The sequence below is a fragment of the Mycobacterium sp. DHQP2018-32-09 genome (genome assembly GCF_058148405.1).
This window is the reverse complement of record NZ_JBYVYK010000047.1, coordinates 25069-47636: the sequence shown is the minus strand read 5'-3', so window position 1 is coordinate 47636 and position 22568 is coordinate 25069. Positions and strand designations below refer to the sequence as shown.

At 69.9% G+C, this 22568-nt stretch carries 17 protein-coding genes; 7 read left to right on the top strand and 10 right to left on the bottom strand.

Annotated elements, in window-relative coordinates; genetic code table 11:
- On the top strand, window positions 1-416 hold a 416-nt coding region (locus AC30CM_RS20950; RefSeq protein WP_490118832.1), incomplete at its 5' end, for an LppP/LprE family lipoprotein.
- A gap of 57 nt (window positions 417-473) precedes the next feature.
- A complete protein-coding gene (locus AC30CM_RS20945) occupies window positions 474-3887 on the top strand; it encodes a TM0106 family RecB-like putative nuclease (protein WP_490118831.1) in 3414 nt (1137 codons plus the stop codon).
- Window positions 3888-4008: 121 nt separating this feature from the next.
- Here AC30CM_RS20945 and AC30CM_RS20940 read toward each other — a convergent pair whose 3' ends face one another.
- Window positions 4009-5958 carry an MFS transporter gene (locus tag AC30CM_RS20940; RefSeq protein ID WP_490118836.1) on the bottom strand — a complete coding sequence of 650 codons (1950 nt, stop codon included), beginning with the start codon at window positions 5956-5958 and terminating at the stop codon, window positions 4009-4011.
- Between the two features lie 167 nt (window positions 5959-6125).
- Window positions 6126-7403, bottom strand: coding sequence for a multidrug effflux MFS transporter (locus tag AC30CM_RS20935; RefSeq protein ID WP_490118830.1), 1278 nt, complete (start codon window positions 7401-7403; stop codon window positions 6126-6128).
- 154 nt (window positions 7404-7557) lie between these two features.
- On the opposite strand from AC30CM_RS20935, the gene AC30CM_RS20930 reads away from it, so the two are divergent.
- The gene (locus AC30CM_RS20930) at window positions 7558-8310 is read left to right on the top strand and encodes a hypothetical protein (protein ID WP_490118829.1); all 753 of its coding nucleotides are present in this window, start codon (window positions 7558-7560) and stop codon (window positions 8308-8310) included.
- A 244-nt stretch (window positions 8311-8554) separates the two neighbouring features.
- Window positions 8555-12352, top strand: a complete 3798-nt coding sequence (locus AC30CM_RS20925) for a multifunctional oxoglutarate decarboxylase/oxoglutarate dehydrogenase thiamine pyrophosphate-binding subunit/dihydrolipoyllysine-residue succinyltransferase subunit (protein ID WP_490118835.1) — start codon at window positions 8555-8557, stop codon at window positions 12350-12352.
- A 125-nt stretch (window positions 12353-12477) separates the two neighbouring features.
- Here the strand turns inward: AC30CM_RS20925 and AC30CM_RS20920 are convergent, their stop codons facing one another.
- Window positions 12478-12858, bottom strand: a complete 381-nt coding sequence (locus AC30CM_RS20920) for a DUF732 domain-containing protein (protein ID WP_490118828.1) — start codon at window positions 12856-12858, stop codon at window positions 12478-12480.
- A 114-nt stretch (window positions 12859-12972) separates the two neighbouring features.
- Between AC30CM_RS20920 and AC30CM_RS20915 the strand changes: the two genes are divergently transcribed.
- Window positions 12973-13803, top strand: a complete 831-nt coding sequence (locus AC30CM_RS20915) for an SDR family NAD(P)-dependent oxidoreductase (RefSeq protein ID WP_490118827.1) — start codon at window positions 12973-12975, stop codon at window positions 13801-13803.
- Window positions 13804-13817: 14 nt separating this feature from the next.
- Here the strand turns inward: AC30CM_RS20915 and AC30CM_RS20910 are convergent, their stop codons facing one another.
- The gene (locus tag AC30CM_RS20910; RefSeq protein WP_490118826.1) at window positions 13818-14660 is read right to left on the bottom strand and encodes a glycine betaine ABC transporter substrate-binding protein; all 843 of its coding nucleotides are present in this window, start codon (window positions 14658-14660) and stop codon (window positions 13818-13820) included.
- A 166-nt stretch (window positions 14661-14826) separates the two neighbouring features.
- Between AC30CM_RS20910 and corA the strand changes: the two genes are divergently transcribed.
- Window positions 14827-15930: a magnesium/cobalt transporter CorA gene (gene corA / locus AC30CM_RS20905; protein WP_490118825.1), complete on the top strand. Its 1104-nt coding sequence runs from the start codon at window positions 14827-14829 to the stop codon at window positions 15928-15930.
- Between the two features lies 1 nt (window position 15931).
- Here corA and AC30CM_RS20900 read toward each other — a convergent pair whose 3' ends face one another.
- From AC30CM_RS20900 to AC30CM_RS20875, 6 genes are all read right to left on the bottom strand, one after another.
- The gene (locus AC30CM_RS20900; RefSeq protein ID WP_490118824.1) at window positions 15932-16522 is read right to left on the bottom strand and encodes a suppressor of fused domain protein; all 591 of its coding nucleotides are present in this window, start codon (window positions 16520-16522) and stop codon (window positions 15932-15934) included.
- Window positions 16519-17703 carry an ABC transporter ATP-binding protein gene (locus AC30CM_RS20895; protein WP_490118823.1) on the bottom strand — a complete coding sequence of 395 codons (1185 nt, stop codon included), beginning with the start codon at window positions 17701-17703 and terminating at the stop codon, window positions 16519-16521. The genes AC30CM_RS20900 and AC30CM_RS20895 overlap by 4 nt, the downstream gene beginning before the upstream one ends.
- A gap of 3 nt (window positions 17704-17706) precedes the next feature.
- A complete protein-coding gene (locus tag AC30CM_RS20890; protein WP_490118822.1) occupies window positions 17707-18543 on the bottom strand; it encodes a carbohydrate ABC transporter permease in 837 nt (278 codons plus the stop codon).
- Window positions 18540-19469: a carbohydrate ABC transporter permease gene (locus AC30CM_RS20885; RefSeq protein WP_490118821.1), complete on the bottom strand. Its 930-nt coding sequence runs from the start codon at window positions 19467-19469 to the stop codon at window positions 18540-18542. The genes AC30CM_RS20890 and AC30CM_RS20885 overlap by 4 nt, the downstream gene beginning before the upstream one ends.
- Window positions 19466-20857 (bottom strand): ABC transporter substrate-binding protein, encoded by a 1392-nt coding sequence (locus AC30CM_RS20880; protein WP_490118820.1) that lies wholly within the window; start codon window positions 20855-20857, stop codon window positions 19466-19468. Before AC30CM_RS20880 ends, AC30CM_RS20885 begins: the two co-directional genes overlap by 4 nt.
- A 154-nt stretch (window positions 20858-21011) precedes the next feature.
- Window positions 21012-21512: a YflT domain-containing protein gene (locus tag AC30CM_RS20875; protein WP_490118819.1), complete on the bottom strand. Its 501-nt coding sequence runs from the start codon at window positions 21510-21512 to the stop codon at window positions 21012-21014.
- Between the two features lie 191 nt (window positions 21513-21703).
- On the opposite strand from AC30CM_RS20875, the gene AC30CM_RS20870 reads away from it, so the two are divergent.
- Entirely contained in the window at window positions 21704-22552 is an 849-nt protein-coding gene (locus tag AC30CM_RS20870) for a DUF4190 domain-containing protein (protein ID WP_490118818.1), read from the top strand.
- Window positions 22553-22568 lie beyond the last annotated feature (16 nt).

Genomic DNA, 22568 nt, shown 5'->3' with positions numbered 1-22568 from the left:
CGGCCGCGCCCCCGCCCGCGCCGACACCGCCGCCGCCCGACCCCTGCGCCACCAACCTGGCCGCACCCGAGATCGCGACGGCCGTCGCCGCACTGCCCCGCGACCCGCGCAGCCAGCAGCCATGGAGCCCCGAGCCGCTGGCGGGCAACTACAACGAGTGCGCGCCGCTGTCGGCCGTGATCATCAAGGCCAACACCAACGCGAGCAACCCCAACACCCGCGCCGTGCTGTTCCACCTCGGGAAGTTCATCCCCACCGGCGTGCCCGACACCTACGGCTTCAACGGCATCGACGCCACCGGGACCACCGGAGACACCGTCGCGCTGATGTACGCCAACGAGACCACCGGCCTCAAGAGCGTCGTGAAGTTCCGGTGGAACGGCAACGGCGTCGAACTGATCGGCAACACCGGCTGACCTTCCGCCGGCGCCGGCACGGCCGCCTCGTCGGGGGGCTGCCCTACAGTCGGGGACGTGTTCCTGCTCGACGACCACGTGGTCTTCAGCGCCTCCGATCTCGCCGCCGCCGCGCGCTGCGAGTACGCGCTGCTGCGAGCGTTCGACGCCACGCTGGGCCGCGGGCCGGCCGTCACCACTGACGACGAACTGCTCAGGCGCACCACGACTCTCGGTGACGAACACGAACGCCGGCAACTCGAGGACGTGCGCGCGCGGACCGCCGACGGCGTCACCGTCATCGGCAGGCCCGCCTACACCGCGGCCGGCCTGCACGCCGCTGCCGCCGCCACCATGGCCGCCATCGCCGACCGCTCCCCCGTGGTCTACCAGGCGGCCATGTTCGACGGCCGCTTCCTCGGCTTCGCCGACTTCCTGGTGCTCGAGGACGGGCCCGACGGACCGCGCTACCGGTTGCGCGACACCAAGCTCGCCCGCTCGGTCAAGGTCGAGGCCATGCTGCAGCTCGCGGCCTACGCCGACGCGCTAACCCGCGCCGGCGTCCCCGTCGCACCCGAGGTGGACCTCGTCCTGGGAACCGGCGCCGTGGCCACCTACCGGGTCGAGGACCTGCTGCCGGTCTACCTGCCCCGGCGCGCAGCGCTGCAACGACTGCTCGACGCGCACCTGGCCGGCGGCCGCCCCGTCGACTGGGCCGACGAGTCCGTGCGCGCGTGCTTCCGCTGTCCCGAATGCACGGTCGAGGTACGCGCGAGCGACGACCTGCTGCTCGTGGCCGGCATGCGCACCAGCCAGCGTGCCCGCCTGCTCGACGCGGGCGTCACCACCATGCACGACCTCGCCGAGTTCAGCGGCACCGTGCCCGAACTGTCGGCCCGAGCCGTCACCGGGCTGGTCGCCCAGGCCCGCCTGCAGGTCCGCGACCGCCACGCCGGCAAGCCGCCGTACGAGGTGGTCGACGCCCAACCGCTCATGGTGCTGCCCGAACCCGACCGCGGCGACCTGTTCTTCGACTTCGAGGGCGACCCACTGTGGACCGTCGACGGCGAGCAGTGGGGACTGGAATACCTGTGGGGCGTGCTCACCGTCGCCGACGAGTTCACGCCGCTGTGGGCCCACGACCGCAGCAGCGAACGCCAGGCGCTCGTCGACTTCCTGGCGCTGGTGCGCAAGCGCCGCAAGCGCTTCCCCAACATGCACGTCTACCACTACGCCGCCTACGAGAAGAGCACGCTGCTGCGGCTGGCCGGCAGATACGGCGTCGGCGAGGACGACGTCGACGACATGCTGCGCAACGGCATCCTCGTCGACCTGTATCCCCTGGTGCGCAAGAGCATTCGCGTCGGCATCGAGAGCTACTCCATCAAGTACCTCGAACCGCTCTACATGGGCAACGAACTACGCACCGGCGAGGTCACGACGGCCACCGACTCCATCACGCAATACGCACGCTTCTGTGCGCTGCGCGACGAGGGCAACGCCGACGACGCCGACGTCGTGCTCGCACAGATCGAGGACTACAACCGCTACGACTGCCGCTCCACGCGGCGACTGCGAGACTGGTTGATGGCCAGGGCCATCGAATCCGCCGTGCCCCCGCGAGGGCCACAACCGGTGCGCGACGCCGACCCCCGCGAGGCCGTCGACGTCGCCGACGGCCTGCACCGCCGGTTGATGACCTTCGCCGGGGACGGCGTCGACGAGCGCACGGCCGGTCAGCGCGCCGTCGCCATGGTCGCCGCCGCCCGCGGCTTCCACCGGCGCGAGGACAAACCGTTCTGGTGGAGCCACTTCGACCGCGTGAACAACCCCGTCGACGAATGGGCCGACGACTCGGGCGTCTTCGTCGCCGACGCGGCCGAGGTCGTCGCCGACTGGCACCAACCGCCCCGCGCACGCAAACCCCAGCGGCACGTTCGCCTCACCGGCGCGTTGGCCAACGGCGAACTGGGCCGCGACATGTACGCGCTGTACGACCCGCCCGCACCCGAGGGCCTGGCCGACGACCCCGACCGCCGCGCCTTCGGATCCGTGGCCGTGCTGGAGTGCGACAACCCCGAGGTGCCCACCGACGTCGTCGTCTGCGAACGGCAACCCAAGGCCGGCGACGTCTTCGACCAACTGCCGTTCGCGCTGGCGCCGGGACCGCCCATCAACACCCGACCGCTGCGCGACGCCATCGAGGACGCCGCGTCGGCGGTCGCCGCCGGCCTGCCCGCCCTGCCCGCCGACGCCGTCACCGACGTGCTGCTGCGACGGCCCCCGCGCACCCGCAGCGGCGCCCCGCTCCCCGACACCGGCGTCGTCGTCGACGACATCACCGCCGCCCTGCTCGACCTCGACTGCTCCTACGTCGCCGTGCACGGGCCGCCCGGCACCGGCAAGACGTTCACCTCGGCGGCGGTGATCGCGCGGCTCGTGGCGCAGCGCGGCTGGCGCGTCGGCGTCGTCGCGCAGTCGCACGCCGTCGTCGAGAACCTGCTCGACGCCGTCGTGGCCGCCGGAGCCGACCCCCAGCGCGTCGGCAAGAAGAAGGCCCGCGACGGCGCACCGTGGGCCCGGGTCGAGGAAGCCGACTACCCGGACTTCATCGCCGCGGACGGCGGTTGCGTCATCGGTGGCACCGCATGGGACTTCGCCAACGCCGCCCGCGTACCCCGCGCCAGCCTGGACCTGCTGGTGGTCGAGGAGGCGGGGCAGTTCAACCTGGCCAACACCATCGCCGTCGCGGCCGCCGCGCACAACCTGCTGCTGCTCGGCGACCCTCGGCAGCTGCCGCAGGTGAGCCAGGGCACGCACCCCGAACCGGTCGACGACTCGGCGCTGGGCTGGCTCGTCGACGGCGAACACACGCTGCCCCCGGAACGCGGCTATTTCCTGGACGTGTCCTACCGGATGCACCCCGCGGTGTGCGGTCCGGTGTCGCGACTGTCCTACGACGGCCGGCTGCACGCCAAGACCGAGGTCAGCGGCGCCCGCTCGCTGGAAGGCATGGACCCGGGCGTGCACACCGTCACCGTCGACCACCTCGGGAACTCCACCGACAGCCCCGAGGAGGCCCAGGCCATCGTCGCCGAGATCCGGAGCCTGCTGGGCCGGCGATGGACCGACGAGCACGGCGCGGCCAGCGCGCTCGACGCGCGAGGCTTCCTCGTCGTCACGCCGTACAACGCCCAGGTGGTGACGCTGCAGCGCCACCTCGCCGCCGCCGGCCTCGACGTGGAGGTGGGCACCGTCGACAAGTTCCAGGGCAGGCAGGCACCGGTGGTGTTCGTCTCGCTGACGGCGTCCTCTGCCGACGACGTCCCGCGGGGAATGTCGTTCCTGCTGAACCGGAATCGACTCAACGTGGCAGTAAGCCGGGCGAAGTACGCCGCGGTGCTGGTGCGCTCGACGCACCTCACCGACTACCTGCCGTCGACCCCGGAGGGCCTCGTCGACCTGGGTGCGTTCCTGGCGTTGTCGGGGTAGTGCCGCCGCGGTCCGCCCGCCACCACGCGTGCGTCTCGTCGAGTGGGAAACCGACGACACGTTGCGCCGGTGAACGCGTCGCCACGTTCCCACTCGACGCACCCAGGCGCCGGGGGCCGCGTCAGTCGCGCGCGTGCCTGCCGGAGCCGCCCTCGCCGTCACCGCGGCCGTGCCTGCCCCCGGACGGCGGCAGCGAGTGCAGACCGGACTCGCCGTCGACGTGGAAACCGTTGCGCGCGTGTCCGTTCGAATGGCGTCCGGAATCCGGCGGCGCACCGTCGACCGCCAGCAGATCGTCGAGGATGCTGCGCCACCGGCGATCCGGCTCCTGGTCCGGCTCGGGCATTGCCACCGGGTCGATCGCGGGGTGCACGTCGGTCACCTCCTCCATCCCGGCGTCCGACTCGGCGTCCATCTCGATCCCGGCGGCGACGCGCCCCTCGTGCGCCGGCGCCGGCAGCGGCGCCGTGGCGCTCTCGTCGGCCGCCACCACGTCGCGGTGCGGATGGGCCTCGAGCGGCGAGTCGTCCCAGTCGACGACGTACTCCACGTACTCGTCATCGTCCCGGAAGTCGTCCCGGAAGTCGTGTTCGTCGTGCCCGTCCGCCCGACCGACGCGACCCAGCGATGCCGCGCCGTCGCCCCCGGTCGGCGCCGCGACCGCGCCGACGCGCGCCGGCCGCCGCGCGCCACTCCGCAGGAACAGCGTCGCCACGATCCCGAACAGCGCCACGAACGCGGGTAGCAGCAACGCCTGCGACAACGCCGCCGAGAACGGGACTCGCAGGAACTCCGGCAGGCTGGTCACGGCGGCCTCGGTCCCCGCGGGACGGTTGCCGCCACCGGGCATCTCCGCGCTGATCCGCGCCGTCATGAACGCCGCCATGCCCGCACTGCCCAGCACGCCGCCGACCTGGCGCACCGCGTTGTAGACCCCCGATCCCGCACCTGCGAGGTCGGGCGGCAGGTTGCGCGTCGCCGTCGTCGCCAACGGCGACCAGATGAACGCCATGCCCACGCCCACCAGCGTCAGCGGCAGCACCAGGCGCCAGATCGGCGTCGTCGGCGTCATCTCCGCCGACAGCCACGTCATGCCCACCGCCAACGCCGAGAAGCCGAACCCCACGATGGGCGTCGGGTGCACCCGATCGACCATGCGGCCCACGAACGGCGCCAGCACCCCGGACGCCACCGCCATGGGCGCGGTCAGGATCGCGGCGCGCGTCGGGGACAACCCCGCGACGGCCTGCGCGTAGAACATCACCGGCAGGATCATCGCGGTGACGGCGAACCCGATCACCGCGATGCCCGCCGTCGACAAGCTGAAGTTGCGATCGCGGAACATGCGCAGCGGGATCAACGGCTCGCGCGGGTTCACCGACTGCCAGTAGACGAACGCGGCGAGGAACCCCAGACCCGCCACGATGGTCACCCAGATCCACGCGGCCCAGTCGTGGGACTGCCCCTCCTGCAAGGCGAACACCACGAAGAACATGCCGATGCCGGACAGCACCACCCCGGGCACGTCCAGCGCGTGGGACGACGTCTCGATGGTGGGCACCAACCAGTACGCCAGCACCAGGCCGACGATCCCGATCGGCACGTTGACGATGAAGATCCAGTGCCACCCCAGCCCGTCCACCAGGAAGCCGCCGGCGATGGGGCCGACGAGCGTCGCGACGCCCGCGGTGGCGCCCCAGACGCTCATCGCCACGCCGCGGTTGGAAGCCGGGAAGAGCCGGGTGATCGACGACAGCGTCTGCGGGGTGAGCAGCGCCGCGCCGACGCCCTGCAACACCCGGGCCGCGATGAGCACCTCGATGCTGCCCGCCAACCCGCACCACAGCGACGCGCCGGTGAACACCGCCAGGCCCAGCAGGTAGAGGTTCTTGGGGCCGTAGCGGTCGCCGAGCCGACCGGCCAGCAGCAGCGGTACCGCGTACGCCAGCAGGTAGGCGCTGGTGACCCAGATGACGGCGTCGTAGTCCGCGTGCAGCGCCTCCATGATCGACGGATTGGCCACGGCGACGATGGTCGCGTCGACCAAGATCATGAAGAAGCCCACCATCATCGCCCAGAGCGCACGCCACGGATCGGGGTCGCGCGGCGGGAGGCTGGGAGTCGACACGGTCCTACTCGGGATGCGAAGGGGTGGGCGGGCTACGCGGTGCAGGACACCACGTCGCCGACGCTACGGACCCCGGGGTGCGGGGTCGAGTCGGGGTACCCCCGCCGTGCTCACGCGGGATCGGCGACGGCGCCCACGGGGACGTCGGCGTCCGCGTCCGCAGCCCCCGTGGTGCCGATGGCCAGCAATGCCAGCAGGGCCACCGCCGCGCCCACGGCCATGACCACCGCCAACGCCAACTCGTCGTTGCCCAGGACGCCGACCAGTGGCGCCACCGCCGCGCCCAGCCCGAACTGCGCCGCGCCGAGAAGGGCCGCCGCCGTACCCGCGGCCTCGGTGTGCCGCGACAGCGCGACCGCGGGGGCGTTGGGGATGACCAGACCCATGGCCGCCAAGATCAGGAACACCGGCGCCAGGAACGCCGCCAGCCCGCCGACGCCCACGGCGGCCAGCCCCACGAACACCACGCCCACGACCGTGGCCGCGCTCAGCGCCCACGTCACGATGCGCTGTGGCGAGAAGCGGCGCAGCAAGACGACGTTGAACTGCGTGGCCCCGATGAGGGCGATGGCGCCGGCACCGAACACCAGCGCGAAGGTCTGCTGATCGAGGCCGTAGCTGCCCTGCAGCACGAAGGACGCACCCGAGACGTACGCGAACAGCCCCGACATCCCCAGCGCCGCGACCAGCACCAGCACGACGAAGCGCAGGTCGCCCAGCAAGCCGCGATAGGTCGACAGGATCCCCCGCACCCGCAACGGCCTGCGATGTGACGGCGCCAGCGTCTCGGGCAGCGCGAACACGGCCATCAGCAGCAGCCCGCCGGCCAACACCACCAGCGCCGCGAACACCCAGTGCCACGAACCGTGCAGCAGCACCGCCGCACCCAGCGACGGGGCCACCACGGGCGCGACGCCGAGCACCAACATCAGCCGCGACATGACCGTGGCGGCGACGGAATCGGAGAACAGGTCGCCGACGACGGCGAGCGCCACCACCATGCCCGCCGCGGCACCCACGCCCTGCAGGCCGCGGGCCAAGCCGAGCGTGGCGATGTTCGGCGCGAACAGGCACATCACCGACGCGACCATGTGCAGGGCGATGCCCGCCATCAGGGGTTTGCGGCGGCCCAGCGAATCCGACAGCGGACCGATGACCAGCTGACCGAGCGCGAGCCCGACGAGGGTGCCGGTGAGCGTCAGCTGCACCACCGACGACGAGACGTTGAGCTCCTCGCCGATGCGCGGCAGTGCGGGCAGGTACATGTCGATGGTCAGCGGGCCCAACGCCACCAGCAACCCGAGCACCACGATCATCCGGGTCTGGCTGGGTGGGGCACCCGTCGACTTTTGGGCACGGGGGGACTCCACGTCCGGTGATGCTGCCATGGAACTGGTCAGCACGGCCGAGCAACGATTTCTTCCCCGCAGGTCAGCGCACCACCGGTGACGACGCTCACGTCCGGGCACGCGGACGGCACCGTCGGTCGTTGACGGAGAGTTAGCCTGGGAGATCCCGGCACGCGAACGGAAGGCCGAGCACATGAGTGGTTTTGGCGCCGACCGGCGGCACCTGCCCGCCGTCCCCAGCGATGCCGCGAGCGACTCCAGCAAGGCGGCCAAGGTGCTGTCGCACGTGATCGAACGCGGCGCCCGCGTGCAAGGTCCTGCCGTGCGCGCCTACGTCGACCGGCTGCGGGACCAGAACCCGCAGGCCAGTCCCGCAGAGATCGTCGCGAAGCTCGAGAAGCAGTACCTGGCCGCGGTGATCGCAAGCGGCGCCGCCGTCGGGTCGGCGGCGGCGTTCCCGGGGATCGGCACCATTGCCGCCATGTCGGCCGTGGCCGGCGAGACCGTGGTGTTCCTGGAGGCCACGTCGGTGTTCGTGCTGGCCGTCGCCGAGGTGTACGGCGTCCCGGCCGAGCATCGCGAGCGCAGGCGCGCCCTGGTGCTCGCGGTCCTGGTCGGCGAGGACGGCAGGACGGCCATGCGCGACCTCGTCGGGCCGGGGCGCACCAGCGGTGCCTGGCTGGCCGACGGCGCCGCCTCGCTCCCGTTGCCCGCCGTGTCGCAGCTGAACTCGCGGCTGCTGAAGTACTTCGTGAAGAAGTACACCCTCAAGCGCGGCGCGATCGCGTTCGGCAAGTTGCTCCCCGTCGGCGTCGGCGCCGTGGTGGGCGGGGTGGGCAACCGAGCCATGGGAAAGAAGATCGTCGCCAATGCGCGGCAGGCGTTCGGCACGCCGCCCACGCGGTGGCCGGCGACGCTGCACGTGCTCCCCGCACCCCGCGATTGACCCTCGACCAGCCGATTCGGCGCGGGCCGCCCGCGGTTCGCCGTGCCGGCACGCCGAATCCGACGTCGCCGTGGTCTGCCAAGTCTGTGAGGGATAGCCTGGGTGAGGCGCAAGGGTGGGCCATACCGCAACAGAGATGGCGAGCGGGCACCGGCTCGATCGCACGGGCAGAAGAATCGAGGCGACAGCTCACGTGAGCAGTTCACCTTCACCATTCGGGCAGAACGAGTGGTTGGTCGAGGAGATGTACCGCAAGTTCCGGGAGGATCCCTCCTCGGTCGATCCGAGTTGGCACGAGTTCCTCGTGGACTACTCACCGGAACCGACCACGGACTCCGCGGCCACCGGGGTGAACGGCAACGGCTCGGGCGGTACCGGTAGGCAGCCCCAGACCCCGCCGACCCCGGCCCCCGCCCCGCCGCCGGCCAAGGCCGCGAGCAACGGGACGACGGCAGCCCCCGCCACGGGCAGCGCCCCGAAGAACTCGACGGCGCCGACGGCCGGATCCCCCAAGAGCGAGGCCCCCAAGGCCGCCCCGGCCAAGAGCGCACCCGCGAAGCCCGCGGAGTCCGCGACCAAGCCGTCGAATTCCTCGACCGCGGCCAACCCGGAGCCCGCGAAGCCCGAGAAGCCGGCCGGTCCCCCGCCCACCGAGGACGACCAGGCCGCGGTGCTGCGCGGCGCGGCGGCCGCCGTCGTCAAGAACATGAACGCCTCGCTCGAGGTGCCGACGGCCACCAGCGTGCGTGCCATCCCGGCCAAGCTGATGATCGACAACCGCGTCGTCATCAACAACCACCTCAAGCGCACGCGCGGCGGCAAGATCAGCTTCACCCATCTGCTGGGCTACGCGATCGTCCAGGCCGTCAAGCAGTTCCCCACGATGAACCGGCACTTCGCCGAGATCGACGGCAAGCCCAACGCCGTCACCCCGGCGCACACCAACCTGGGCCTCGCGATCGACCTGCCCGGCAAGAACGGCAGCCGCTCGCTGGTGGTGGCGGCCATCAAGCGCTGCGAGACCATGCGCTTCGGCCAGTTCATCGCCGCCTACGAGGACATCGTGCGGCGGGCCCGCGACGGCAAGCTGACGGCCGAGGACTTCTCCGGCGTCACCATCTCCCTGACCAACCCCGGCACGCTGGGCACCGTGCACTCGGTGCCGCGCCTGATGCCCGGCCAGGGCACCATCGTCGGCGCGGGCGCCATGGAGTACCCCGCCGAGTTCCAGGGTGCCAGCGAGGAGCGCATCAACGAGTTGGGCGTCGGCAAGCTCATCACGCTGACCTCCACCTACGACCACCGCCTGATCCAGGGGGCGGAGTCGGGTGCGTTCCTGCGCGCCGTGCACGAGCTGCTGCTCGACGACGCGTTCTACGACGAGATCTTCCGCGAACTCGGCATCCCCTACGAGCCGGTCCGGTGGCGCACCGACAACCCCGACGCGATCGCCGACAAGAACGCCCGCGTCATCGAACTCATCGCGGCCTACCGCAACCGCGGCCACCTCATGGCCGACATCGACCCGTTGCGGCTGGACCAGCGACGCTTCCGCAGCCACCCCGACCTGGACGTGCTCTCGCACGGCCTGACGCTGTGGGACCTGGACCGCGAGTTCAAGGTCGACGGCTTCGCGGGCGCCCAGTACAAGAAGCTGCGCGACGTCCTCTCGGTGCTGCGCGACGCCTACTGCCGCCACGTCGGCGTCGAGTACACCCACATCCTGGAACCCGAGCAGCAGAAGTGGATCCAGGAACGCGTCGAGGTCAAGCACGACAAGCCGACCGTCGCCGAGCAGAAGTACATCCTGAGCAAGCTCAACGCCGCCGAGGCGTTCGAGACGTTCCTGCAGACGAAGTACGTGGGCCAGAAGCGCTTCTCGCTCGAGGGCGCCGAGACCGTCATCCCGATGATGGACGCCGCCATCGACCAGGCCGCCGAGCACGGCCTCGACGAGGTGGTCATCGGCATGCCCCACCGCGGCCGGCTCAACGTCCTGGCCAACATCGTGGGCAAGCCCTACTCGCAGATCTTCAGCGAGTTCGAGGGCAACCTCAACCCGTCGCAGGCGCACGGCTCCGGCGACGTCAAGTACCACCTGGGCGCGGGCGGCACCTACCTGCAGATGTTCGGCGACAACGACGTCGAGGTGTCGCTGGTGGCCAACCCCAGCCACCTCGAGGCCGTCGACCCGGTGCTCGAGGGCATCGTGCGCGCCAAGCAGGACCTGGTGGACAAGGGCGACGGGCCCGACGGCTTCACCGTGATGCCGCTGATGCTGCACGGCGACGCGGCGTTCGCCGGTCAGGGCGTGGTGGCCGAGACGCTGAACCTGGCGCTGCTGCGTGGCTACCGCGTGGGCGGCACCGTGCACATCGTCGTGAACAACCAGATCGGGTTCACCACCTCGCCGCAGGACTCGCGCTCCAGCGAATACTGCACCGACGTCGCGAAGATGGTGGGAGCCCCCATCTTCCACGTCAACGGCGACGATCCCGAGGCCGCCGCCTGGGTGGCGCGCCTGGCCGTGGACTTCCGTCAGAAGTTCCACAAGGACGTCATCATCGACATGCTGTGCTACCGCCGCCGCGGGCACAACGAAGGTGACGACCCGTCGATGACGCAGCCGTACATGTACGACGTCATCGACACCAAGCGCGGTGTCCGCAAGACCTACACCGAAGCCCTCATCGGGCGTGGCGACATCTCGATGAAGGAGGCCGAGGACGCGCTGCGCGACTACCAGGGCCAGCTGGAGCGGGTGTTCAACGAGGTTCGCGAACTCGAGAAGCACGACATCGAGCCCAGCGAGTCCGTCGAGTCCGATCAGCTGACGCCGCAAGGCCTTTCGACCGCGGTGGACAAGTCACTGCTGGCCCGCATCGGCGATGCACACCTGGCGTTCCCCGAGGGCTTCAACGTGCACCCGCGCGTCATGCCCGTCCTGGAGAAGCGCCGGGAGATGGCCTACGAGGGCAAGGTGGACTGGGCGTTCGCCGAGCTGCTCGCGCTGGGCACGCTGGTGTCGGAGGGCAAGTTGGTCCGGCTGTCCGGCCAGGACACCCGCCGTGGCACCTTCACCCAGCGGCACTCGGTGATCATCGACCGCAAGACGGGCGCGGAGTTCACGCCCATCCAGCTGCTCGCCGCCAACCCCGACGGCACGCCGTCGGGCGGCAAGTTCATGGTGTACGACTCGGCACTGTCGGAGTACGCCGCCGTGGGCTTCGAATACGGCTACTCGGTGGGCAACCCGGACGCCATGGTGTTGTGGGAGGCACAGTTCGGCGACTTCGTCAACGGCGCACAGTCGATCATCGACGAGTTCATCAGCTCCGGCGAAGCCAAGTGGGGTCAGCTCTCCGACGTCGTGCTGCTGCTGCCGCACGGCCACGAGGGGCAGGGGCCCGACCACACGTCGGGCCGCATCGAGCGGTTCCTGCAGGTGTGCGCGGAGGGCTCGATGACGGTGGCCATGCCGTCGACCCCGGCCAACTACTTCCACCTGCTGCGCCGCCACGGCTTGGACGGCATCCACCGGCCGCTCATCGTCTTCACCCCGAAGTCGATGCTGCGCAACAAGGCCGCCGTCAGCGACATCAGGGACTTCACCGAGATCAAGTTCCGCTCGATCCTGGAGGAGCCCACCTACTCCGACGGCGACGGCGACCGCTCGAAGGTCAAGCGAATCCTGTTGACCAGCGGCAAGATCTACTACGAGCTGGCGGCCCGCAAGGCCAAGGACAAGCGCGACGACATCGCCATCGTGCGCGTCGAGCAGCTCTACCCGCTGCCCAAGCGGCGCCTGGGCGCCACGCTCGACCAGTACCCCAACGTCGAGCAGTACTTCTGGGTGCAGGAGGAACCGGCCAACCAGGGTGCGTGGCCGACGTTCGGTTTGACCATGCCGGAACTGTTGCCCGACAAGCTCACCGGGATCAAGCGGATCTCGCGGCGCGCCATGTCGGCACCGTCGTCGGGCAGCTCGAAGGTGCACGCCGTCGAGCAGCAGGAGATCATCGACGAGGCGTTCGGCGCCTAGCGATTCGTGGAGTCTCGGTCGCGCTCACCGCGACGGAGACTCCACGAATCGCAGGTGTCGCAGGGGCTTGTCGCTACGTGGGGGCCGCCCGTCTGCCGGAACGGACGGCACCCACGCAGACGTCTTTAGAGGCCCAGCATTCCCAGGGGCAAGGGGGTCTGGCCGTTGGCCAGCGACGCCACGGCGCCGGGGCAGAACATCTTGATGGCCAGACCGGTGAACATCGTGGCCGGGCCCAGCGGCTTGCCGAGCGCATCGGCGACGCCGGCGGCGACGTTGGCCATGTTCTGGCCCGGCTCTGCCAGCATCGGGCACACCGACTGCCCCACCGACACCGCCGTGGCGGGGTCGATTCCGGTGACGCCCGCCGCGCCGAGCACGTTGGAGAACGCATCGGTGGGATCGGCCTGGGCCGGGGCGGCGCCGGCGGTCGCCGCGGCGGCCCCGCCGAACGCGATGCCGATCGCCATGGCCAGCGTCGAGGCGGCGGTGCGCGAGAAACTCATGTCCATGGCATCGCACGCCGTCGACTCCCCGTTACACGACCTGCGCGGTACCGCCGGTACCGCGTTTGGCTAGACTTCGACACGAGTCGAATAGCAACCACGACAGGAGTGCGCATGGAGGGCTTCGCAGGCAAGGTCGCCGTCGTCACGGGGGCGGGATCCGGCATCGGTCAGGCATTGGCGATCGAGCTGGCACGCTCGGGCGCCAAACTCGCGATCAGCGACGTCGACGTCGAGGGGCTCGCGATCACCGAGGAGCGCATCAAGGCCATCGGCACCCCGGTGAAGACCGACCGCCTCAACGTCACCGAGCGGGAGGCGTTCATGCTGTACGCCGACGCCGTCAAGGAGCACTTCGGCAAGGTCAACCAGATCTACAACAACGCCGGCATCGCGTTCACCGGCGACGTCGAGGTCAGCCAGTTCAAGGACATCGAACGCGTCATGGACGTCGACTTCTGGGGCGTCGTGAACGGCACCAAGGCCTTCCTGCCGCACCTCATCGAGTCCGGCGACGGCCACGTGGTCAACGTCTCCAGCCTGTTCGGCATCTTCGCCGTCCCCGGGCAGGCGGCCTACAACGCCGCGAAGTTCGCCGTCCGCGGGTTCACCGAGGCCCTGCGTCAGGAGATGCTCGCCAAGCGCCACCCCGTCTCGGTGACCACGGTGCACCCGGGCGGCATCAAGACCGCGATCGCGCGCAACGCCACCGCCGCCGACGGGCTGGACCCCCAGGAGCTGGCGAAGCTCTTCGACAAGAAGCTCGCCAACACCTCCCCCGAGCGGGCCGCCGTGATCATCCTCGACGCCGTGCGCAAGAAGCGGGCCCGCGTGCTCGTCGGCGCCGACGCCAAGGTGCTCGACGTGATCGTGCGCGTCACCGGCTCGGGGTACCAGCGACTGTTCTCCGGCGCCATGGCCAAGGTGCTACCCGGCACCCACTGACCGCTCGGACGGGTCTACCGCCCGAGCGGGTGTGACGACAGCCAGTCGGCGGCCAGCGCCGCGGGATCCTTGCCCTCGCGCGACTGGCGCAGCATGTCCGCCAGGGCGCCGGTGTCGAGTTCGCCGGCGATCTGGTTGAGCGCCAGCACCTCCTGCTCGCTCAACTCGTTGCGGCGATACAGCGGCACCACGTTCTGGGCGCGGATCAACGCGGTGCGATCGCCGAGCACGACTGCCCACTCCGGGACGTCGGAGGCCGCCGTCGACGTCCACGCGACGTCGATGCGGTTGGCGTGCAACGCGTCGAACATCGCTGCGGCGTCGCCGAACTCGCGTTGGGTGCCCAACGTGCAGGAGCCGACCTCGCGCGGCGGGTTCGCGCCCGCCACCGCGCCGACCGTCACCGGACCGCACGCCCGCACCAGCGCCGTGACGTCGCGGCCGCCCCACCTGGCCGCCGTGCGATCCGTGACGGCGGCCGCGGGCTCGTCGGTGGCCGACTGGGCGTAGTCGCCCGCGCCGATGCCCTCCGGCAGCGCCGCGATCATCGCGCGATAGACCTGCTCGGGTGCCCGGGCCGCCGAACCGGGGTCGAAACGCGTCAGCACCTCACCGGTGAGGCCGGGGGCCACCCGCACGTCACCGGCATCCAGGTCGCCGATCGGGTCGCGCGTCGTCTGCACGTGGGCGGCACTGCCGTAGTAGCGCAGCGCGGCGGCGTACAGCTGCGCCAGCAGCGTGGACTCGACGTCAGTGGTGGCACCGACCGCGATCGACGGCGGCGCCGACGTGCCGGCGCACCCGACCACGGAGCCGGCGACGAGCAGCGCCACCAGCGCCAGGACCCCACGACGCATCGTCGAACTCAGGCCTTCAGGGCTTCGGCTACCGGCACGCGAGCCACGTTACTGCACCCGTTGGCACGCTCGCCGTTCGCCGACACGTCGATTTCACCGTCGCGGCGTACCATCCGCGCGGATGCCCCGGGCGTGCCGCGGGCGCGAGTCGAGGAGGCGTTGGCGCATGCCGTCGTTCAGGGATCTCCAGGAGTCGGTGCTGCGCACCGCGCCGCGCAACACCGTCGAACCCCGGCCCGCCGCCATCCCGGTTCCGGTGGCCCGGGCCATGGTCGACTGCGGCGTGTACGCCGACGGCAAACGCCTGCACGGTAAGTTCACCCACGCCGCCGCGCTCGCCAAGGCCAAGGATCTGCGGGCCGACGGCGTCGACGCCTTCGTCTGGGTGGGGTTGCACGAGCCCGACCTGCACCAGATGACCGCCATCGCCGAGGTCTTCGGCCTGCATCCGCTGACCGTCGAGGACGCCGTGCACGCCCACCAGCGCCCCAAGCTCGAGCGCTACGACGACACGCTGTTCCTGGTGCTCAAGACCGTCACCTACGTCGAGCACGAGCGCACCGCGCTCAGCCGCGAGGTGGTGCACACCGGGGAGGTGATGATCTTCGTCGGACCCGACTTCGTGGTCACCGTGCGCCACGGCGAGCACGGCGGCCTGGCCGGGGTGCGCAAGGACTTGGAGAGTTCCCCCGACCGGTTGGCACTGGGCCCCTTCGCGGTGCTGCACGCGATCGCCGACCACGTCGTGGACAACTACCTCGACATCACCAACCTCATCTGGGCCGACATCGACGTGATGGAGGAGAACGTCTTCTCCCCCCGCACCCCCACCGACATCGAGTGCATCTACATGCTCAAGCGCGAGATCGTCGAGTTGCGCCGCGCCATCACCCCGCTGACACCGGCGCTGCAGAAGCTGATCACCGACCTCGACGACCTGGTGTCGAAGGAGGTGCGCCGCTACGTGCGCGACGTCTTCGACCACAACAGCCAGGCCGCCGACCGCATCGCCTCCTACGACGACATGCTGAGTTCCCTCGTCGAGGCCGCGCTCGGCAAGGTGGCCATGCAGCAGAACGTCGACATGCGCAAGATCTCGGCGTGGGTCGCGATCGCCGCGGTGCCGACGATGCTGGCCGGCATCTACGGCATGAACTTCGATGACATGCCGGAACTGCACTGGACCTTCGGCTATCCCGCGATCCTGCTCGTCATGATCGGCGTCTGCCTGTTCCTGTACCGCAACTTCCGCCGCAACGGCTGGCTGTGACCTAGGACGGGCTCGCGGCCCGCCGTCGCGGATCGGTCGGGTCGACGCCGTCGGCCACCCACGCCTCGCGCATGGCCGCCGCCCCCTTCAGCCGCACCCAGGCCGCCTCGGTGGCGGTGATGGGCGTGGCCGTCAGCACCGTGACCGCGTGATCCGATCCGGCCACGTCGACGTCGGCGACGTCGCCTGCACCCAACAGCATGGCGGTGAACGGGGCGCCCTCCCACAGCGGGGTCTCGAGGTCCACCAGCGCGTCGGGCACCAGCACCAGGCCCTCCACCGCCGGCGTCGAGGCGACGATCGCGATCGACTTGGCCAACCCTGCGGGGGTGGACCCGCGCAACGTCATCAGCACCTCGGCGCGCGGACCGCTGGTCGGGTCGGCATGGAAGTCCGTGGGGTCCGCCATGGGGTGACGCGAACAGCCCAGTGAGACATAGTGATACGACCCGGAGACGTCCGGTCCGTAGCGCAGCACGGTCATTGGCTCGGTGCCCAAGAACGTCACGCTCGCCGACACCGGTTCGCCCGCGCCGCGAGCCGCGAAGTGCTCGTCGAGCCGGGTGCGGACGGCGGCGAGGACGTCGCTCACTCGGCGGGCGGGATCGACAGGTTGATCCCGCTGTCGGCGTCGAACAGCGTCAACTTGCTCGGATCGAAGGCCAGCTCCCCGGCCTTGCCCGCCGTCAGCGTCGAGGCCGTGGACACGCGCGCCACGAATTCGTTGACCCCCGAGGAGGATTCGGTGCCCAGCTCGGCCAACTGGCTGGCTTGGGCCCCCGCGCCCTCGGTGTGGAAGTGCACGTACTTCTCCGCACCCAGCGACTCGACCAGGTCGACGTTCACCTCGAACACCAGCGCGCGGATCCGCGCGTAGGCGTCGATCTGCGCCGCGTCCTCGAGGTGTTCGGGCCGGATGCCTGCGATCACGTTGGCGGGCGTGGGATGGCTGCCGAGCACCGCGCGCTGTTCCGGCGACAGCGTCACCTCGCCGAACGGCAACCGCACCTCGTCATCGGACAGCCGAGCCGGGAAGAAGTTCATCGCCGGGGAGCCGATGAAACCCGCGACGAACAGGTTGGCGGGCCGGTTGTACAGCTCGTCGGGCGTGCCGATCTGCTGCGCGACGCCCGCCAGCATCACCACGACGCGGTCGCCGAGGGTCATGGCCTCGGTCTGGTCGTGCGTCACGTAGATCGTGGTGGTGCCCAGCCGGCTCTGCAGCTTCGCGATCTCCGATCGCATCTGGACGCGCAGCTTGGCGTCGAGGTTGGACAGCGGCTCGTCCATCAGGAATGCCTTGGGGCTGCGCACGATTGCCCGACCCATGGCCACGCGCTGCCGCTGCCCGCCCGAGAGCTGACCGGGCTTGCGATCGAGCAGCGCGGTGAGGTCGAGGATCTTCGCGGTCTCCTCGACCTTGGCGTCGATGTCGGCCTTGGCCACCTTCGCCAGGGTCAGCGGGAAGGCGATGTTCTGGCGCACCGTCATGTGCGGGTACAGCGCGTAGGACTGGAACACCATCGCGATGTCGCGGTCCTTGGGCGCCTTCTCGTTGACGCGCTGGCCCCCGATGCGCAGTTCACCGGAGCTGATGTCCTCCAACCCGGCGATCATGTTCAGCGTCGTGGACTTACCGCATCCCGACGGACCCACCAGGATGATGAATTCGCCGTCGGCGATGGTCAGCGACAGGTCCTTCACGGCGGCGCGGGCGCCATCGGAACCGGCGCCGTAACTCTTGGTCACGTGGTCCAGCACGATCTCGGCCATGAACTACCCCTTCACCGCACCGGACGTCAGGCCGGCCACGATCCGTCGTTGGAAGATGAGAACGAAGACGATGATCGGAATGGTGATCACCATGGCGCCCGCGGCAATCGAACCGGTGGGCTCCTCGAATTGCGAACTGCCGGTGAAGTTCGCGATGGCGACCGGTGCCGTGATGGCCCGCTCGGTCGCCGTCAGCGACAGGGCCAGCAGCAGGTCGTTCCAGGCGAAGATGAACACCAGGATGGCCGCCGTGACGATGCCCGGGGCGGCCAGCGGGGCGATCACCTTGCGGAACGCCTGCCCCGGCGTGGCCCCGTCCATCTTCGCGGCCTTCTCCAGATCCCACGGGATCTCCTTGAAGAACGCCGACATGGTGTAGATGGCCAGCGGCAGCGCGAACGTGATGTACGGGATGATCAGACCCGGCCACGTGTCGAACAGCCCGATGCTGCGCTCGATGTTGAAGATCGGTGTCACCAGCGAGATCTGCGGGAACATCGCGATGAGCAGGGCGACGCCGACGAGCAGCTTCTTGCCGGGGAACGACAACCGCGCGATGGCGTACGCCGCCATGCCGCCGATCAGCACGGCGATCACCGTGGTGATCAGACCGATGCCGATGGAGTTGACCAGCGCCGAGGTGAACACGTTGCCCTGGAAGATCGCGGCGTAGTTGTCGAACGTGATCGCGTCGGGAATCAGCTTGCCGTCCTTGACGCTCGACGTCGGCTTCAACGACAGCGAGAGGATCCACAGCACCGGGAACAACGCGTACAGCACGACGACGACGTTGACGACGGTCCACCCGGCCGCCCGCGAGGGATTGGCCCGTTCGCTCATCGCGCGTTCTCCTCGTCGCTACCCGGAGCCGCCGTGCCGAAGACCTTGACGTAGATGAACGCGATGATGGCGACGCACAGGAACACCAGCACGCTGATCGCCGATCCGAGCCCCAGGTTGAACGCCTTGAACAGGTTGTCGTAGCCCAGGATCGACACCGACATGGTGTCGTTGGCGCCCGCGGTCAGCACGTAGATGTTGTCGAAGATGCGGAACGCGTCGAGCGTCCGGAACAGCAGTGCCACCAGGATGGCGGGCTTCATCATCGGGAGGATGATCTTCGTCAAGCGCTCCCAGGCACCCGCGCCGTCCATCTGCGCGGCGTTCAGCAGGTCCTGGGGCACCAGCGCCAGGCCCGCCAGCAGCAGCAGCGCCATGAACGGCGTGGTCTTCCACACCTCGGCGAGCACCACGATGGCCAGCGAGGGCAGCTGTTCGGTCAGCGGCGCCGAACCGGTGGGCAGCAGGTTGGCGAGGTAACCCGTGCCCGGGGTCCACGCGTAGTACCAGCTGTAGGACGCGGCCACCGTCACGATGCCGTAGGGCACCAGGATGGCCGTGCGCACCACCGACTTGCCGAAGATGGTGCGGTGCATGACGAGTGCCAGCGCCAGGCCCAGCGCGAACTCGATGGCCACCGACACGACCGTGATGCCGAGCGTCACGGCGAACGCCGTCCACCAGTAGCCGTCGGTGAGGATCGTGACGTAGTTGCCCAGACCCACGAACTCGGTGTCGTCGGGTGCGGCCAGGTTGTAGCGCTGCAGGCTCAGCCACACCGCGTACGCGATCGGGTACGCGGTGACCGCCAGCATGAGCAGCACCGCCGGGCTGATCAACCAGAACGCCAGCCGGCGTTCGGACTTGACGTCGTCGGTGCCGGACGCGCTCGCTGCCGGCGCCGATCTCGTCGCCGGTGCGGTCATGGGATCAGCCCCTTGCCGTCGATGGCCTTCTGCACCTGCTCGGTGAGTTCGTCGGCCATGCTCTCCGGATCGATGTCGGTGATGGGGGCGAGCGTCGCGGTGATGCGAGTCGACACCGCCTGGTACACCGGGGTGGCGGGCCGCACCGCGGCGTTGACGAGCTGCTGACGGATGACGTCGTACTGCGGGTACTTGGCCTGGAACGCCGGATCGTCGTACAGCGAGGCCCGGACGGCGGGCAGACCGCCCTCGACCGACGTGTAACGCTGATTGTCGGCGCTGCGCAGGCACCGGATGGCCTCGAAGGCGAGGTCGCGGTGCTGGGTGTTCTTGCCGACGGCGAGGTTGAGCCCGCCGAGGGTCACCTTGGCCTGCCGTCCCGGGATGACGCCCGGATAGTTGGCGAAGCCGAACACCTTCTTGCTGGCGTCGTAGGCCACCTGGAACTGTTCGTCGGTCGGCGAGAAGCTGCCCGTGTCGCCGATGCTGCCTTGCAGCTCGGGCACCTCGTTCAGCGGCAGGAAGGACACCCCGCCCTTGACGGCGTTCTCCAGCATCGAGGGCAACACGAAGGGCCAGTTCACCTCGAGCGCGGCGTTGCCCTGTTCGAGCGCCAGCCGCGCGGTGCCCTCGTCGGATTGCGTGATCGACGGATCGGCGCCCGGAGCGGTCGCCACCGACTTGATGATCTGCAAGGCCTTGACCGTCGCGGCGCGGTGCTCGGGGGTGTCGGTGAGCGTGACGGTGCGTCCGTCGTCGGACAGGACCTGCCCGCCGGCGCTCTCGAGCAACGTGTTGAACCACACCATGAGGCCCTCGTACTGCTTGGCCTGCAGCGCGATCCAGCTCGGCTTGCCCGCCGCGTGCAGGCGCGTGGCCTCGGCGACCATCTCGTCCCACGTCGCGGGGGCCTGTGACATCAAATCTGGCCGGTACCAGAGCAATTGGGTATTCGTCGTGATGGGCGCGGCGTACAACCGGCCCTGCCATTCGGCGGTCTTGAGCGGCCCGGGCAGGGTGTCGTCGCGGGCGTCGACCTCGGCCTGACCCGACGGATCGTCGGAAAGCGGCAACGCCCAACCGGCTTCGGCGAACTCCGCCGTCCACACCACGTCGAGCGCCATCACGTCGAGCGACCTGTCGTTCCCGGTGAGCCGGCGCGCCAGCTGCAATCGCTGATCGTCGGCGCCCTTGGGAAGCGTGACCTGCTTGATGGTGAAGCGACCGCCGAGCTGCTCGTTGCAGCGCTTGGCCACCGCGGTGAACGTCGCCATCTCGCTTGCGGGTGTGTAGAAGTTGATGACGGTGCCGCCGCTGCTCGAGCTGCAGGCGGACACGGCCGCCGTCAACGCAACCAACGACGCAGCGCACAGCCGCCGAGCGCGCACAACAGCCTCCGATCAGGCGTTCGCGGGAATGTCCCGCGCGCAAACCGTAGAGCGAATTGCGCGTGATGTGCAACACTCTCGCACCGCGCGCCGCCAAATCGGCCACAATCGTGACCTGCGGCGCACCCGTGCGCGGGCACCGCCCGCGGCCGGGTCAGATGGCCAAGCGCCCCAGCAGATCCCGTCCCTGCTCCGCGCTCTGGGGATCACACAGCACGTCGTAGCGACCCGCAACCAGTTGCATGGTCGAGCTGAAATCCCTGGTGCCCCTTGCCATTGCGTACTGCAAGCCCGAGGTGATCAAGCCGAAGAACACACCGGCGATCAGACCCGCGATGAGCGAACCCCAGGGGCTCGGGCTGAAGAAGCCGAGCACCAGACCGATGAAGAGGCCCAGCCAGGCGCCGGTCAAGGCGCCGCCGCCGAGCACGCGGGGCCACGTCAGGCGGCCGGTGACGCGCTCGACCTGCATCAGGTCGACGCCGACGATGGTCACCTGCTGCACCGGGAACTGCTGATCCGACAGGTAGTCCACGGCACGCTGCGCCTCGGCGTAGGTGGGATAGGACCCGATGGGCCACCCCTTGGGCGGCGTGGGCAACCCTGCCGGTCCTCCGCGACCCGGCTTCGGCCCAGGTTGAAGGGGGCTGGTCATCGTGCTCTCCTTTGGAGTCGAAGGTATGGCCTGTGCACTCACAACGTCGCACCCGGCCACATCGTGCCCTGGCGCAGGTCGATCATCGTGCCCTGGCACAGGTCGATCATCGCGCCCTGGCACGTGTCGATCATCGTGCCCCGGATTCGCGCTCAGCGTTCGCCTTCGGCACGTGCGCTAGGTTTGACGCCATGACGAGCGAGGGCTCAGGCGGCGAACCGACGTCCCCATCCGACCCGCAGGCGGGCCCGGCGGAGGCGGCCACCGGGGACCGGTCACCCAGCGGCGACCTGCCCCGATCCGACGAGCCGACGCGCGCCCACGACCTGCCTCGCGGCGCGACCGACCCGGAGCCTGCGCCGCAGGACGCGCCGCCGGGGTCCGCGCACCCCGCTCACCCCGTACCGACCTATCAGGCCCCGCCGCCCTACGGCGCGCCCGATCACGGGTCACCGGCCTACGGTGCACCGCCGCCATACGGGGTCCCCGAGTACGGCGGCGCGCCCCCGTACGGTGCGCCCCAACACGGCGCCCCCCAATACGGTGCACCCCAGTACGGTGCCCCCCAGTACGGTGCACCCCCGCCCTACGGTGCGCCGTACGAGCACACGCCCTACGACCCGTCGGGAACCGCGGCGAGCCACCCGGGATTCGCCACCCCCCCGCCGCCCTACGGTGCACCGCCGGTGGGCTACGGCGCGCCGGGCTACCCGCCACCGCCCCAGTACGGAGCGGCGCCGTACGGACCGCCGCAGTTCGGACCGCCGCCCAACAACAACAACCTGGCCGTCGCGTCCCTCGTCAGTGCGGGGGTCGGGCTGCCGCTGAGCCTGTTCTGCATCATCGGCGTCATCGGGTCCATCGCCGGCATCGTGCTCGGCATCATGGCTCTCGGCCAGATCAAGAAGTCCGGTGAACGTGGCAGGGGCCTGGCCATCGGCGGCATCTGCGTGGGCGCGGGCACCCTGGTGCTCTACGTGATCGTGGTGATCTTCTTCGTCGGCGTGCTGAGCCTGCACTCGCTGAACGCCACTCCCTGATCGCCACTCCCCGATC